General features: G+C 49.9%; 12 protein-coding genes. 10 read left to right on the plus strand and 2 right to left on the minus strand.

Annotated features, from left to right (window positions below; translation table 11 throughout):
* Genes B9D94_RS12405 through B9D94_RS12415 form a run of 3 tightly spaced genes read left to right on the plus strand, consistent with a single transcriptional unit; the run spans position 1 to position 5436 of the window.
* Positions 1–768, plus strand: coding sequence for an SDR family NAD(P)-dependent oxidoreductase (locus B9D94_RS12405; protein WP_148247140.1), 768 nt, complete (start codon positions 1–3; stop codon positions 766–768).
* Between the two features lie 8 nt (positions 769–776).
* A complete protein-coding gene (locus B9D94_RS12410; protein ID WP_148248769.1) occupies positions 777–3083 on the plus strand; it encodes a heparinase II/III domain-containing protein in 2307 nt (768 codons plus the stop codon).
* Positions 3067–5436, plus strand: coding sequence for a DUF4962 domain-containing protein (locus B9D94_RS12415; protein WP_107338713.1), 2370 nt, complete (start codon positions 3067–3069; stop codon positions 5434–5436). The genes B9D94_RS12410 and B9D94_RS12415 overlap by 17 nt, the downstream gene beginning before the upstream one ends.
* A 170-nt stretch (positions 5437–5606) precedes the next feature.
* On the opposite strand, the gene B9D94_RS12420 is transcribed toward B9D94_RS12415, so the two are convergent.
* The gene (locus tag B9D94_RS12420; RefSeq protein WP_148247141.1) at positions 5607–6494 is read right to left on the minus strand and encodes a helix-turn-helix transcriptional regulator; all 888 of its coding nucleotides are present in this window, start codon (positions 6492–6494) and stop codon (positions 5607–5609) included.
* A 192-nt stretch (positions 6495–6686) separates the two neighbouring features.
* Between B9D94_RS12420 and B9D94_RS12425 the strand changes: the two genes are divergently transcribed.
* The 5 genes from B9D94_RS12425 (at position 6687) to B9D94_RS12445 (ending at position 12630) form a co-directional block, all read left to right on the plus strand.
* Entirely contained in the window at positions 6687–7733 is a 1047-nt protein-coding gene (locus B9D94_RS12425) for a Gfo/Idh/MocA family protein (protein WP_148247142.1), read from the plus strand.
* A 349-nt stretch (positions 7734–8082) separates the two neighbouring features.
* Positions 8083–8916, plus strand: a complete 834-nt coding sequence (locus B9D94_RS12430) for a hypothetical protein (protein ID WP_148247143.1) — start codon at positions 8083–8085, stop codon at positions 8914–8916.
* A gap of 280 nt (positions 8917–9196) precedes the next feature.
* Positions 9197–10114 (plus strand): HPr(Ser) kinase/phosphatase, encoded by a 918-nt coding sequence (gene hprK / locus B9D94_RS12435; RefSeq protein ID WP_006210535.1) that lies wholly within the window; start codon positions 9197–9199, stop codon positions 10112–10114.
* Between the two features lie 167 nt (positions 10115–10281).
* The gene (locus B9D94_RS12440) at positions 10282–11784 is read left to right on the plus strand and encodes an arylsulfatase (protein WP_148248770.1); all 1503 of its coding nucleotides are present in this window, start codon (positions 10282–10284) and stop codon (positions 11782–11784) included.
* 24 nt (positions 11785–11808) lie between these two features.
* Complete coding sequence (locus B9D94_RS12445) at positions 11809–12630, plus strand: GNAT family N-acetyltransferase (RefSeq protein WP_148247144.1); 822 nt, start codon at positions 11809–11811, stop codon at positions 12628–12630.
* 149 nt (positions 12631–12779) lie between these two features.
* On the opposite strand, the gene B9D94_RS12450 is transcribed toward B9D94_RS12445, so the two are convergent.
* Positions 12780–13889 carry a glycerol dehydrogenase gene (locus B9D94_RS12450; protein ID WP_301337248.1) on the minus strand — a complete coding sequence of 370 codons (1110 nt, stop codon included), beginning with the start codon at positions 13887–13889 and terminating at the stop codon, positions 12780–12782.
* A 349-nt stretch (positions 13890–14238) separates the two neighbouring features.
* Here B9D94_RS12450 and B9D94_RS12455 point away from each other — a divergent pair, with 349 nt between their 5' ends.
* Both B9D94_RS12455 and B9D94_RS31765 read left to right on the plus strand, forming a co-directional pair.
* Positions 14239–15108 (plus strand): hypothetical protein, encoded by an 870-nt coding sequence (locus B9D94_RS12455; protein WP_148247145.1) that lies wholly within the window; start codon positions 14239–14241, stop codon positions 15106–15108.
* A gap of 111 nt (positions 15109–15219) precedes the next feature.
* Entirely contained in the window at positions 15220–15342 is a 123-nt protein-coding gene (locus tag B9D94_RS31765; RefSeq protein ID WP_301337249.1) for a hypothetical protein, read from the plus strand.
* Positions 15343–15413: the final 71 nt, after the last annotated feature.

Below are 15413 nucleotides of genomic sequence, written 5' to 3' on the forward strand. Positions count from 1 at the left end.
ATGCATATTAACTTATCGGGAAGTATTGCTCTGGTCACAGGTTCGAGTGGAGGGATTGGCCGCGCGGTCGCCTTGATGCTGGCAAGAAGTGGAGCCAAGGTGGCGCTGAACTATCTGAACAGCAAGGAAGCCGCAGAGGAAGCTGTTGCCGAGATCAGAGGTTTTGGCGGTGAGGCTCATGCATTTCGCGCAGATGTTACGCATGTGGAGCAGGCAGAGGCACTTGTAAGCGAAGTCGAGAAGGCTTTTGGCGGACCGGTTACGATTCTGGTTAACAATGCAGGGCATTTGGTTCAGCGCCTGTCGAATGCGGAAATGACCGAGGAGCTGTACAACAAGGTAATGGATGTGAATATGAAGAGTACGGTATTCGTCAGCAAAGCGGTCATCCAAGGGATGAAAGCGGCGGGCACCGGCCGCATTATAAACATGACATCGGTAGCCGCTCACAATGGCGGCGGGCCGGGAGCGAGTATTTATGCAGCCAGCAAGGCGGCTGTCCTCAATTACACCAAAGGGCTGGCGAAGGAGCTTGCTTCCAGCGGAATCCATGTGAATGCCGTATCCCCAGGCTTTATCGGACAAACGGCGTTTCATGCTACTTTTACCCCGGATAATGCACGAAAGGCAACGATTCAGGGCATTCCCCTCGGCCGTGAAGGAACTCCGGATGATGTCGCAGGCACCGTGCTGTTCCTTGTATCGGAACTCTCTTCTTATATAACGGGGGAGACGATCGAGATCAACGGCGGCATGTTCATGCGATGAGGGAAGGGATGAAGGTGGCGGCGAAGTTGGGCTCCTATGGGTGGGGCGAACGCACAGTAGATATTCTTAAGGCTGAGCTTGATCAAGTTATCGAACGTGCGCTTGATATTCCCGTTGATCCCGGCGGATGGTGGCACCAGTATGTGTGCCCACGCCATCATACGGAGCTGGTGTTTGATCCGCTTGAAGCCGACGGGAGAACATTCCTCTGCCCTTACGGATGTGAATGGGAAGGGGAGCCCTATCGGGGAGCGTGGCTTGTGTTCAAGCATCAGGCCATGGCCCGATATGTTCTGCAAGCTGCCGCGGTTTATGCCGCCACGGGAGAGAGGGCATATGCTGAGCTTGGAAAAAGACTGATCATACGGTATGCAGAGCAGTTTCCGCTGTATCCTGTACATCCGGAGGCGCAGCCCTGGATGCTGAAGGGGAGGGCGTTCCATCAGGCTTTAACCGAAGCCATATGGGCCACAACACTGCTTCGCGGTTACCTGCTTTTGCGTGATGAGGGTGTTCTGCTTGATGGAGCAGATCAGCAGAAGATGGACTCATTCCTCCAGATGCTGGAGAGCAGCATGACGGAATACCATCACATTTTGACCCAAGAGCGGGGGGATCCCGAGAACAATTACACAGCGTGGTTGATTGCCGCCCTGTTTTGTATTTATGCGGTGCGCGGCGAATCCGATAGGCTCAAACATCTGTTGGAGAAGAAGGGCGGCCTGCGGCATCATCTCACTATAGCCGTCCGACCGGATCAGCTCGAATTCGAAGGCAGCATTTACTATCACGTATTTGTCCTCCGCGCTTATCTGATTGCTGCCGAGATGGGAGACAGGATGGGGGAAGGGCTGTATTCCCTGAGAGGGGAGCAAGGTCAATCCATGCAGGGCATGCTGACGGTATTGGTTCGGTTGGCAGACCAGAACGGAAAGCTGCCTGCTCTTCACGATGGTCCCTACCGAAGGGTTCCCTATGCGCGTGAAATTGCCGAGATTGTGGAGATCGGTTTATCGGTATATGGAGATCAGGGCTATCGTGGACTGTTAACCCATGTATATAGGGAAATGAACGGTGACAATGGCAGGATCGGCATGCTGGAAGCCCTGCTGTACGGTACGGGCAGTTGGGATGGAAGAATTGGAACGGCCGCTCCGGGCGTGAAGGATGTTCATGATGGGAGACGAGGAGAGGGAAGGGAGGTACAAGGAGTATGGGAAGCATTCGAGGCCCCGGAAGCCTCGAAAGCATCCAAGGCGCTCGAAGAGCCCGATGAGCCCGAAGCGTTTGAAGCATCAGAAGTTCCCGAAACATCTGAAGCATCTGAAGCGCCCGAAACAGAAGAAACATCTGAGGTGTCAGAAGCATCCGAAGGCCGAGGCGTTGCAACGATGGATCCGACCGCTGGTGCAGTGCCTTCTCTGGTACTCCCGGACAGCGGGTTCGCACGGTTAAGGACTAACGATACGAGTGGAATCCAAGCGCTTGTTGATTTTGGCCCTCATGGAGGCGCGCATGGTCACTTCGATAAGCTTAATCTAATGCTTCATGTGGGGCATCACCCTCTTTCCCCGGACCGTGGTACGGTACCTTATGGATCGGTACTGAAAAAAGAGTGGTATCCCCATACCGCCAGCCACAATACCGTGACAGTGGGTGGGCGCTCCCAGCTTCCGTCGCAAGGCAAGTGCATGGCGTACCAAGCGGCTTCGGACTGGTCGTATATTTGGGTCAGGGCTGATCAGGCCTACGATCAAGGCGTTCTGGACCGGCATCTCCTATTGACGGAAGACTGGCTGTTGGATTGGTTCGAAGTTGAATTGGAAGAGCCTCAGGCCATCGATTGGTGGTTTCATTATATAGGCAGCGGGAAGGTGAGCGGGGGGGCGGATGCGGTCAGAGACCCTGGAACTACCAATTTCGGAAGTCAGGATGGGTATGCGTATATAAAGGAACACCGCAGGCTCCTTATGTCTAAAAACAGCCCGCAGTTGGATCTTCATATCGCCCGAGCGTCGGGTCCTTTAGCGGCAGTATCTTTTGTCCCCTTCGAGGGTACGGTGTGCTCCCAGGTGGAGTCACCTGGAATTGCGGATGATCCCACCCGCAGGATGGAAGGCATACGGCTTCATCGGACGGGTTCCAGCGCCCGCTTCATTGCCGTTTACCGAAGAGGCGACAAGCCGGTCACACTGACATGGAAGCCATCAGGGGATGGGGAATCGCTCAACTTATCCGATGGAACAACCACAAGGAATTTTGGTATGACAAAGAGCGGGTTGAAGGAGAGGATACTCGATGAAAACCTTGTTTGAACCGAAAAGCGGACTGCTGTCCGTACCGTATCAACCAGACGAAGAGACGAAACTGTTAGAGAATCCTCCCCGCTTCACCTGGATGCCAGGACAGCTTGAGAATGATCGGTACATGCTGCAAATCTCGTCTTCGCCTTCATTTGAAACGGAAGTTACAACGACGATAGCACCGATCCCCTACAATTTGTATACGCCGGATCATGCTTTGGAGCCCGGTACCTATTATTGGCGCTATGCATTGCTGATTGGCGAGCAAGCCGATTATACAGCCGAGGATGGCAATAGCTGTTCTTCATGGAGTCAATCCCGCATGTTTCATGTACCGGAGGGGCTTCCAAAAACTCCGTTGCCTGGCCGGGCGGCGCGGTATGAGGGCGCGAATACCGGACATCCGAGGCTGTGGCTGGATGCGAGGGGGGTGGAGGAATTTCGCGAACGACTGCGCAACGATGATGACTACTGCGGCTGGCGGACATTCTACGAGAAATCGGTGGTGCCATGGCTTGATAAGCCGTTAATTCCAGAACCCGAGCGCTACCCGGGCAACAAACGCGTCGCGAAGCTGTGGAGAAAAATGTACATGGACTGCCAGGAAGCGCTTTATGCCATCCGGCATTTAAGCGTGGCAGGGGTTATTTTGCAGGATGAAACCATGATTTCCAAAGCGAAGGCTTGGCTGCTTCATGCCGCGAGCTGGGATACGGAAGGTACAACGTCAAGAAATTACAACGATGAAGCCGCCTTCCGCATGGTCGGTGCTATCGCGTGGGGGTATGACTGGCTCCATGATGTTCTGAGCGCTGATGAGATTGATCTAGTTAGAGGGGTCTTGCTGCGGCGTACGGAGCAGGTAGCCTTTCATATTATGGAGCGATCGAAGATTCATCATGTGCCTTATGACAGTCATGCGGTTCGATCGTTGTCTTCCGTGCTTGCGCCCGCCTGTATCGCCATGCTTCATGAAGAGGCCCGGGCACAGGCATGGCTGGATTACACATTGGAATACTATGCTTGTCTCTATTCACCTTGGGGTGGAGAAGATGGAGGGTGGGCCGAGGGGCCGCTTTATTGGACGACCGGCATGGCTTTTGTGATTGATGCGCTGAACCTCATTCGTAATTATGTGTCGATTGATTTCTATGAACGTCCGTTCTTCCGGCGAACGGGGGATTTTCCGCTTTACTGCAGCAGCCCGGATACGATTCGCGCCAGTTTCGGGGACCAGTCCTATCTCGGTGAGCCGGTCAGTCTGAAGACCGCCTTCAATATTCGCCAGTTTGCAGGTATTACCGGAAACGGGCATTACCAGTGGTATTTTGAACAAGTTGCCAGGGCGGATACGGATCCCGATACTAAATTCTACAATTACGGCTGGTGGGATTTCCGGTTTGACGATATGCTGTATCGGCATAATTATCCACAGGTAGAAGCCGTTCCTCCTTCCGTTGCGGTTCCCTCTGTCTTAGACCACACTTCGGAATCGAAGGACGGATCACTTCAAGCCGTCAAGTGGTTCCGGGATATCGACTGGGTGGCGATGCATCACCGGATGGATGATCCGGATGAGCATATCATGTTATTGGCCAAGAGCAGCCGCTATGGCTCGATGAGTCACAGCCATGGTGATCAGAATGGCTTTCTCCTGCATGCCTACGGCGAACCTCTAGCTATTGAGAGCGGTTACTATATCGCCTTTGGAAGCACGATGCATATGAACTGGCGGAGACAGACGCGCTCCACGAACAATATTCTCATTGATGGCCATGGACAGTATGCGGGAAAAGACAAGGTGCTCTGCATGGAAGCGGGCGGGAAGGTTGAACGCGTGGACGCTTCCCCGGGTTATGGTTATACCCGAATGAACGCAACGCAGGCTTATCGGGAGAATGTTCCTTACCTGGAGCGGTATGTTCGCGAAATCTACTTCTTTGATGAGGACTATTTTGTTATTGTGGATACGGTAGACCTTGTTAAACCAGCCAGCATCGAGTGGTTATTCCATACCCTGAACCGGATGAAGCTCTCAGGGCAGACCTTCCGGGTGATGGGCGACAAAGCAGAGATGGAAGGGCGCTTTGTATACAGCTCATCCGGCGATTTATCACTGCATCAGCATAATCAATTCACGGATGTCGAGCCTGAAGAGATCGAGGGGCTTGATAACCAGTGGCATCTGCACGCCAAGACGAAGTCGGCCCAAAGCCATCGGATTGCAACTCTCCTGGTTCCCATGAAGAAGGATGAGAGCAAGTACGTTTCGTATTTCCTGGATGATCAGGACCACGGCGTGCATATTTATTTTACGAATGGAGACGGGAAGACGAGGAAGGTCGAGGTTCCTAAGGCGTACTGAGCTTTAAAGCTGATGTTGGATTGAAAATTCAAAGAGACTTAAACTCCAGCCAATTTTGCTGGGGGTTGAGTCTTTTTTTGCATGCTTGATTGGTGCATATTCGCTATGTTCCGAGTTCGGAGAGAGGCTTGCGAACTTAGGACTACTATGGCTCTCAGGAGTATATTGACTTAATTCAGTCTTGCCTGGGAGGGTGTCATGCCCTTGTACTGTTTGTACAGCTTGGTAAAATAATTCGGATTGCTGCAGCCGACGATACCGGCAATTTCCGTGATGGTCCATGTCCGTTCACGAAGCAGCTTCTCCGCTTCATTCATTCGGGTCAGGTTGACGAAATCAACGAAGGTGCGTCCCGTTAAACGTTTGAACATTTTGCAAAAATGAAAGGGGTTCAAGCCGAGCTGGGCTGCGGCATCCTCCACCGATAATTTCTCGCCGATGCTGGACTCGATCCGATGGATCAGTTGTTTATACCGGTCCCGATTCATAAAATACGGCTCCACTGTCTTCTCAGCCAACTGAACTGGAGAAAAGATGCGCGAGAGCAGGACGAAGAGGGTGTACAGCTTGGACTTGACAATGAGCTGGTAGGCTGGGCGGCGTGAGTCCAGTTCATCGATAATTTCATCCAGCATTGGATAGCAATCTGCACATGCAGGCTGGCTCTCGGCTGGCTTCACCGGGAAGCGCAATCGCCCTTCCATAAAGGGGGCGACATAGCGGGCATGGATCGGGTCATGAAGGAACTCATTGAAGAGGGACGCATTCACCACCAAACAATCAAATGATACGTCGCCGTCCTCAAGGGCATATCCCACATGCAGGCTGCCGCCAGGAATGATGATCACATCACCGGCTTGTACAGGATAAGGAGTTGTATCGATATGGAAGACGGCATGTCCCTGGCGCATGTATATGATCTCAAAGTGCTCATGCCAGTGGAGATACAGGACACAGTCTTTCGCGGATGCATTCGAACAGACGTTGTGGAATACCTGGATTGGATAGGATTTATAGTCGAGTCTGGTATTCTCGTGAAGCTCTTTGGGATTGGACATAGGAATTCACCTCAGACCGCAAGATAAGAGTGGTATTGCACAAGGTTATATAGAGATATTGTTAAGTTTCACTATTATAATGAAGTAACTTCATTTACATTAAGCCAATATCGGAGTGATTTCAACCGTAAATACGATGAATTGAAAACGGTTTATAACACGATAACTTGGATCAGGGGGAGTTTTGCTAACATGACCACAGCGTTTAAAGTTGTTATTGCAGGATGCGGCAGCATGGCGAATACATGGGCCGATTATGCGAAGGGACGAGGGAATGTCGAGATTGTGGGGCTTGTCGATATCCAGGAGGATTTTGCAAAGGCATTTGCAGATCGGCATGAACTCTCTTGTCCTACGTTTACGAATATTACGGAGGCCCTTAATTCGACTGAAGCCAATGTGGTATTCGACGTCACCATTCCTGCCAGCCATTACGGGATCAGCACCGCAGCGCTTCAGCATGGGTGTCATGTCTTCAGTGAAAAACCTTTAGCGGAATCAATGACAGAATGTCTGGACATCGTCAGGCTTGCCGAGATGTCAGGCCTTACGCATGCCGTGATGCAGAACCGCCGTTTCGACCCGCGAATACGGGCCTATAAGGACTTGATTGACAGCGGAGCGATCGGGAAGCCGGGCTTTATCGGGGCGGATTTTTTCCTCGGTGCCCATTTTGGCGGATTCCGGGATCTGATGGACAGTCCGCTGCTGCTTGACATGGCGATTCATACCTTCGATCAGGCTCGAATGATCAGCGGAGCCGATCCGGTGTCTGTGTACTGTCAGGAGTTTAACCCGCCCGGCTCCTGGTATGCCGGGAATGCGATGGCCCTATGCATATATGAAATGTCGGACGGCTCCGTGTTCAATTATCGGGGGTCCTGGTGTGCCGAAGGCGCTCAGACTTCCTGGGAGTCGGCATGGCGGGTAACCGGAGAGAAGGGGACCGCCATCTGGGACGGTCATGATGAGATTTATGCGGAGATTGTGGCGAGCGGGGATCAAACGGGCCATTTTATTCGAAAATATGAGCGGGTAGAAGGGACTCAGCCCGTTATGGAAAAGACCGGTCATCACGGCTGTCTAGACAATATGTTCAACGCGATCGAAGCGGGTATCAAGCCGGAGACCGACTGCAGCGACAACGTTTACAGCATGGCGATGGTGCTCGCTGCCTTGGAGAGTGCGAAGTTAGGGCGGAAAGTGATGATTGCCGAGTTTATGAATGGGCAGCGTTAGGGTATACCTATTTCATAACCCGAAATAAATATGATCAAAGAAGAACGTTAAAGCCATCGCGGAAGCGCGGTGGCTTTTGCTTTTTCGGTGAAACTTTAAACAAGAATTTATGCGCTCGGAGTGGAGCTAATGGTTATTGTCGGGTGGGCAACAAATCATATCCACGAGAGGATAAATGATTCACTTTCGTACATTGATATCGACTGTACTGGCTTCGGTCTAGCTTAAGTTTGAAGGAAGTTGCTGAAAAAAACGCTTTAGTGTTTGTTTCGTTCGATATATAATGTTTCTATAGGTTCATTTAATTTCATTTAGGTTCATTTAATATCATGAACAAGGAGAGAATATCATGCCAAGAATCAAGATCGAATGGCTGAATTGTGATGATGCTGTCAGGGTGGAGAAGTATACTGACTCACACAACTCGGATGGAAGCGTGATGGAGCGGGAAGAAGAAGGATTCACTTATCTGGCTTGTCAGCAGCTGGAGTACGCCGCTGGCGACAAGTATAGAATTACGTTAGAGCACCCTAATCGATACTTGGTCGTTCAGATGGATGAAGCGCTTTATCCGTCTCTGGTATATGTAAAGGGAAACGTCTGGGAATACGAGCTTCCATTATCGTATAAACAAGCGTATCCCGAGAAAGCTTTTGTCGGAGTGAAACATTATGTCACTGCCCGGTATGCAACCGATAGCGAGATTAGCCAATATCGGAATCTGGCCTTGAATGCCCATGATCAGAAGCATGATTCCAGCGCGTTTCCGCATGCTCACGCCAATGTAGAAACCAGGAATGATCCAACCTTTTTTGCGCGCAATGCAATCGACGGCATTTACGCCAACAGCAGTCATGGCTCATACCCGTATCAATCCTGGGGAATTAATCAACAAGCGGATGCGGAGCTGACGCTGGATTTTGGAAGAACGGTTGAGCTGGATCGGCTGGGCCTTGTATTGCGAGGCGATTTTCCTCATGACAGCTGGTGGAGGGAAGTGACGGTTGTTTTCTCCGACGGTTCAGAGGAGCGGCTGCATCCCGTGAAGAGCCGAAGCATCCAGTATTTTGACATTCATCCCCGCAGGGTAGAGTGGTTGGTGCTTAAACGCTTAATCAGAGGCGATGAAGCGCTTTATCCGGCATTAACCCAGATTGAAGCTCTCGGGAGAAATGCACTCTGAGCTGAAGAAAAGCGCTAAAAAAAATCTTGAAGTTCGTACATGTAAAAATGATCCGAGTTGAACAGGAAAGCATATCCGCCATGAAGGTCGCTCTATTGGCGGCTTTCTTGTTTTTTACGATACAAGTTCTTGATAAGTTCTTGCCCCCCGGCACTTGGATAGCACCGTCCTTGACAACCATTTGCAGGAGAACACTTGTCGTCTGTTGAATATATCGGAAACTGCAATAAATATTAGGCGTATTACAAGTACACCTTAGCCGCAGGAGGAGAACATCAACATGAAGTCGATCACCGTTCAGAGCCTTACGGACATGTTTCATCTGGAAGTGCTTGCAGGTGCTAATTGCATGGACCGCTTGATTACCCGTCCACAGACGCATAGACCGGGACTGGAGTTTGTCGGGTATTTTGATTTTTTCCCCATGGAGCGAGTACAAGTACTCGGCCGCAAGGAAATTAACTATTTATTAACGCTAAGCATAGAAGAACGGAAGCTGCATATCGGGAATATTGTCAAATATCACCCGCCGTGCTTTATTGTGACGTCCGGCCAGCAGGAGATTCCTTATCTGACCCTTTTCTGTGATCAGGAGGGCATTCCGCTGCTTCGGACAGCAGAGACAACAACCGAGTTTATTGCCAAGCTGGACAGCTATTTAGTGAAGACATTGGCACCGGAGATGTCGATCCATGCGGTATGCGTGAATGTATCGGGCATCGGCATTCTGCTCAGGGGAAAATCCGGGATTGGCAAAAGCGAGACCGCCCACACCCTTATCCGAAGAGGCCATCGGTTCGTGGCAGATGATATCGTGGTCCTCAAAAAGCTCAGTCCGACAACTCTTCTCGGTACGCATAATGTGACCACTCGCGAGTTCCTCGCGCTCCGAAGCATCGGTCTGATCAATGTTGTACGCCAATACGGGCGCACGGCGTTTCAGGACGAGACGCGAATTGTTCTCGATATCGAGCTGTCTCCGTGGCAGGACAATTCACTGAACAATGAGCTGGAGGCCGTGCCTCAGTTCACCGAATACCTGGGTATTCAAATTCCGCATATCGAGGTTCAGCTTCAGCCGGGACGCGACGTAGCCAGCCTGATCGAAGCGGCGGCTAACAATTGGTATCTTAAACAACTTGGTTACAGTGCCGCAGAAGACTTTATGAAACGCGTTGAAAACGAAATGCAGTCATGATGGATATGAAATAAGCAAGGATAGATCATTTAATATCAAGCCAAATGATAAGAAATCGTATATTCTAAATTTAATAGGCTCGTCTGACCTAGGCAGACGGGTCTTTAGCATGTAAATAATGGTAAGATCTAATAGATAAGAGTGTATAAGCTGAGGAGGGATAGATGATGAATTCGACAGAAAACCAAGGAAGGCCCAATGTGCTGCTCATTACGGTTGATCAGATGCGTTATGACTGCCTCAGCATTGCTGGTCACCCTGTCGTGGAAACGCCTAATCTGGACGAACTCGCAAGGACTGGTGTACGATTCAGCCGTGCGTATTCTGCTACCCCCACCTGCGTGCCTGCGAGAGCAGCCATATTCACCGGCCAATCGCAGCGGGCTCATGGGCGTGTTGGTTATCAGGACTCCGTTCCATGGAATTACAAGGAGACGCTGCCGGGGGAATTGGCCCAAGCCGGTTATCATACGCAGTGCATCGGCAAAATGCACGTTTACCCCGCACGCCATTTGATGGGGTTTCATAATGTCATGCTTCATGATGGTTACCTGCATCACAACCGCAACAACCACAGCATTCCGGTGCAGCAGCATTACGACCAAGTCGATGACTATGTACAATGGCTCCGCGAGAGGGTGCCTGGTGCGGACATGATTGACCTTGGTCTCGACTGCAATTCATCAACCGTTGCCCGCCCATGGCATTTGGCGGAAATGCAGCATCCAACGAACTGGGTGGTGACGCAATCCATTGATTTTTTACGCCGACGGGATCCCGGGAAGCCGTTCTTCCTGTGGATGTCTTTTGTCAGGCCCCATCCTCCGTTCGACCCCCCGCAGGCATACTTGGACCTCTATGAGGATGCTGACTTACCGGAGCCGCCGGTTGGTGATTGGGCAAGGACGGAAGACCCGGAATTGGCAGGATACTCCCCTATAACTGGACGTGGATTGGTTCCGAAGCGCCGTCTGCGCAAAGCGATGGCTGCCTACTACGCTCTGATCACGCATCTCGATCATCAAATCGGTCGTTTTTTGCAGTCGCTGAATGAATATGGAGAGCTTCACAACACGGTGATCCTGTTTACATCCGACCACGGGGAGCTGCTGGGAGACCACCATTTGTTCCGAAAGTCTCTTCCGTATGAAGGGAGCACCCATGTTCCGTTTATTGTCAACGACCCTGGTAACCGATTAGGCTTAAAAAGGGGCGCGGTTTCGGATTCTGTTGTGGAGTTGCGGGACATCATGCCCTCCCTTCTGGAAGCAGCCGGCGTGCCTGTACCAGAAACGGTGGAAGGAAAGAGCATCTGGAGACTCGCATTAGCAGAGAATGAGGGCGAGATCGATCCCGCTTGGCGTCAGCATCTGCATGGTGAGCATGCTCAGGGGGCTCAGTCCCATCACTGGGTAACCAACGGGAAAGAGAAATACATCTGGTTTTCCCAAACCGGGGAGGAGCAGTTTTTTGACCTGGCACACGATCCAAAAGAGCTGCACAATGCCATTACCGATGAGGATTGCCAAGAACGTATCCGTCATTGGCGCGTGGTTCTCATGCAGGAGCTTGATGGACGTGAAGAGGGTTATACGGATGGCGAACGGTTAATCACGGGTAAGAAGCCATTAACCGTATTGTCCCATATCCATGGTATTGCGCAAAAATAATCGAGGCTATAAAAGGAGAAAAAAATGCTAACAACACAACAGCTGAAAGATATTGAACAATTGCAAAAAGAGTGTGAAATTCATGATCATGTGCAATTAAAGCTAAACTGGGAAATGCTTGAAGCACGTGAAGCGGACCCGCTGGATTTTTTTCATTATGAGCATGACGAACTTGTAGCGTTTATAGGCTTGTATCCTTTCGGTTCAACAGTCGAAGTATGCGGCATGGTGAAGGTGAATGAGCGTCGAAAGGGGCATTTCACGCGCTTGTTCCATCAAGCAATGGAGCAAGTCAAGCTCAACGGATACAGGAGAATCTTGTTGAACGCACCGGCAGGATCAGAAGCCGGCCGAGCATTCTTGAATAAACTGGGCGCTGAGCATGCATTCTCGGAATATCAAATGGAGTGGCAGGAAATGACTCTTCCGGAAACGGATGATATTAATCTGAGGCAGGCAACATCGGAAGATTACGAAATGAGTGTACGGTTATCCGTTGAGGCGTTCGGATTGGATGAAGAAGACGCCCGGGCGACGGAAGGCAATTACCTCACGGATAAATCGGATAACCTGATGATTGATGTGAACGAAGAAGCGGTAGGCAAAGTTCGGGTAAGCCATAAAGAGGGACAGGCGTGGATTTACGGATTTTGTATCTTGCCGAAACATCAGGGCCAAGGAATAGGCAGAAAAGTGTTGTGTAAAATCGTTAAACAACAGAGCTCGGCCGGATATTCGGTGCACTTGGAAGTCGAAACGAAAAACGGTCAAGCACTGGGGTTATACGAATCGGTAGGATTTAGAGTAGTGCACGCACAAGATTACTATCAATATCCATGTGGATAATCTAGAAGCCGCCGTGCAGGCGAGCGGTTAACCATGTTAATAGGCCACATTAAAGGATCAAGTCGCTTGCGTAATGAAGCAAGAACTTGATCCTTTTTTAATCCACTTATTAAATTCAAAATCGCTAGCAATCATAGTGTTCCAAGCCACTATTTACGTATTTTATCTTTATAAGCTTTGGCATATTGGTCCGCTGCAAAAATGGCATCTGCAACATCATCTGCCGAAACGTTAAATGCATTATGGATGGTTTCACCCTTAGTAGTTGCAGCATGTGCCACCTTCATGATATCTTCTCTCGAAGCGTTTTTTAGATGAATATCCTCTAGTGTAACCGGCAGGCCTAAACTAATATAAAATGCGATATAACGTTCAATTTCCTCTAAGGAATGTTGTTCTAACGCTAGTTGAACCAGCGTTCCAAATGCTACTTTCTCCCCATGAGACAGGTGATGGATATCGCCTTCCAAGGCAGTAAATCCATTGTGAATCGCATGCGCGGCAGCTAATCCTCCGCTTTCGAATCCTAATCCGCTAAGAAGGGTATTCGCTTCTACAACAGCTTCCAAGGCAGGAGTCACTACTTTGGCCTTCACGGATTCATAGGCAAGGTGGCCATATTTGAACAACACTTCTTCACATTTTTCTGCAATGGCTTCACCTGCAATCGTTGTTACGCCTCCCGCCATGGTGTGGCCGCCAAAAGCAATAACGCTTCTGGCTTCTACCCAAGTCGCCAATGCATCCGCAATGCCAGAAGCCAGCAGACGGGGCGGAGCTTCTGCGATTATTTTGGTGTCAACAAGAACCAGGTCGGGATTTTTGTTATAAAAGCGATAACTATCAAAGGTGCCTTCATCGGAATATACCACCGAAAGAGCACTGGTTGGGGCATCTGTCGAAGCTGCAGTTGGGATGATGACCGTGTAGGCGTTCACTTCATCGGATACTCCTTTTGCCGTATCGAGAGTTTTTCCGCCTCCCACACCAATAACGACCGTAGCTTGAACATTCTTTGCAATCTCTGCAATCCTATTGATTTCTATTTTGGAAGCTTCACCATTGAAAATGACTTTCTCAGAAGAAATGTTTGCCTTCTCTAATTCTTGTACAACCTTGTCTTCGGCTATGCCCCAAACCATTTCATCAGCAATAACAATGGTTTTACTGCCCATTCCCTTCATGTATTCTCCGATTTTTTCCAACGCATTTTTACCTTGCACATACTTGGATGGACTTATATAAACTCTTAATGACATGATGCATTCATCCTTTTCAAATATATTTTGTCTAGAGCCCGGTCTCCTATACATTAACCTTTCCCCAATCAGAAATAACTTATGTAAGCACAAAAGGTTAGGAATTCAAGGATAATCGGACCCAAGGCTTAATTATTCGGTCTTGAATAAGAGTGAGCACGCAAAATGTCGGCTGAATAGGACTTTGTGCTGGTCGAAATCGTCCGCATTAATAGATAGATAGAAAGAATCATTTTTTCGGGAAGATCGGCGAATTGGGTGTACGACCGGCGCTGAATATAATACGATCAGACAAAGTCTTCTGCTGATTAACACGAATAGAACCGAAGCGGATAAACGGAGGGATACGATGAAATTACTAAAGACGATCGCGGTTACATTGGCAGGCATCTGCTTGCTTGGCATAGGTTGTACAAGTCAGAATCAGGGAGATGAGACAACTCAGGTGCAGCTCGAGCAATCCGGCAGCAATATTCGGGTTCCCCACAATGAGCGGCTCCACTTATCCACCGACCAAAAGTGGATCGAGCAAGAAGGGCATCAATCCGATCTGATTCGGCTCCAATGGACCGCAGAAAGGGCCAAACCCGCGATCGTATGGATGGACGAGAAGGGTAAGGACAAAACGGCGATCATCTCGCACGATAAGGCAAACAATCCGGAGCAGCGAGACCATAAGCATATCTCGTTCGAGACAACCATGTCGCCGACCGGCGAATATCCGAACCAGCTGTTCACTCGATTTGAGATCCCTTTTGACACCGATGTAAGTGAAATCCGTACTCATTCTTCCAACTTCAATGTCATGAGCGGCATTTTGCGAGTAGCAGGGGAAAGTGGAACAAACCGGGATATGCAGTTCAGTGTAGCGGGTGAGGACAATGAGACGACAGCCAGATGGGCCATTCGGGCCGATAGTTCGGAGGAATCGGGTGACAATTCCGGGGCCGACCTGCAATTTGTGCGTTACGCCGATGATGGCGAAGTTGTCGATTCCCCGCTTACCGTTCAACGCAGCAGCGGCCATGTCGGAATAGGGACGAATGACCCTGATACCAAGCTTGATGTAAACGGGGACAAACTTCGAATCCGCGAGAAATATACGCCGGCTTCTTCTACAGATGCCTGCAGTCAGGGTCAGATGGCATGGGACGAAGAATATGTCTATGTCTGCGTGACCGAAAACAAGTGGAAACGAACAGAAATTTCCACTTGGTAACAGGGATATTGGGAGACAAGAGCTGTCTCCTTCCGCGTATTCTTGACCTTCACTGATGGATATGCTAAGTTGTGTTCATATAAAAGGAAGCTTAAGGGGAGGGATAAAGCGATGACGGAATTAGAGGTTGTGGATGTTCTTGTGAACCTGTCATCTTCGCGATTTATTGGCATGGTTCACTTTACAAACAATCAGTTACCGGAACTTTATCCCCCCATATCGATATATGCCTAGCGCTTTTTGAATGTCTGCCGCTCAGGTTTATTAGGAATAGGGTCGGGTTTGCGTAAGCGCCGAGAAGCACT

Source organism: Paenibacillus sp. Cedars (assembly GCF_003184205.1).
Classification (GTDB): domain Bacteria; phylum Bacillota; class Bacilli; order Paenibacillales; family Paenibacillaceae; genus Paenibacillus_AQ; species Paenibacillus_AQ glucanolyticus.

Coding starts and splice junctions, on each gene's coding strand:
- B9D94_RS12405 (WP_148247140.1), top strand. CDS start 1: ATGCATATTAACTTATCGGGAAGTATTGCTCTGGTCACAGGTTCGAGT.
- B9D94_RS12410 (WP_148248769.1), top strand. CDS start 777: ATGAAGGTGGCGGCGAAGTTGGGCTCCTATGGGTGGGGCGAACGCACA.
- B9D94_RS12415 (WP_107338713.1), top strand. CDS start 3,067: ATGAAAACCTTGTTTGAACCGAAAAGCGGACTGCTGTCCGTACCGTAT.
- B9D94_RS12420 (WP_148247141.1), bottom strand. CDS start 6,494: ATGTCCAATCCCAAAGAGCTTCACGAGAATACCAGACTCGACTATAAA.
- B9D94_RS12425 (WP_148247142.1), top strand. CDS start 6,687: ATGACCACAGCGTTTAAAGTTGTTATTGCAGGATGCGGCAGCATGGCG.
- B9D94_RS12430 (WP_148247143.1), top strand. CDS start 8,083: ATGCCAAGAATCAAGATCGAATGGCTGAATTGTGATGATGCTGTCAGG.
- hprK (WP_006210535.1), top strand. CDS start 9,197: ATGAAGTCGATCACCGTTCAGAGCCTTACGGACATGTTTCATCTGGAA.
- B9D94_RS12440 (WP_148248770.1), top strand. CDS start 10,282: ATGAATTCGACAGAAAACCAAGGAAGGCCCAATGTGCTGCTCATTACG.
- B9D94_RS12445 (WP_148247144.1), top strand. CDS start 11,809: ATGCTAACAACACAACAGCTGAAAGATATTGAACAATTGCAAAAAGAG.
- B9D94_RS12450 (WP_301337248.1), bottom strand. CDS start 13,889: ATGTCATTAAGAGTTTATATAAGTCCATCCAAGTATGTGCAAGGTAAA.
- B9D94_RS12455 (WP_148247145.1), top strand. CDS start 14,239: ATGAAATTACTAAAGACGATCGCGGTTACATTGGCAGGCATCTGCTTG.
- B9D94_RS31765 (WP_301337249.1), top strand. CDS start 15,220: ATGACGGAATTAGAGGTTGTGGATGTTCTTGTGAACCTGTCATCTTCG.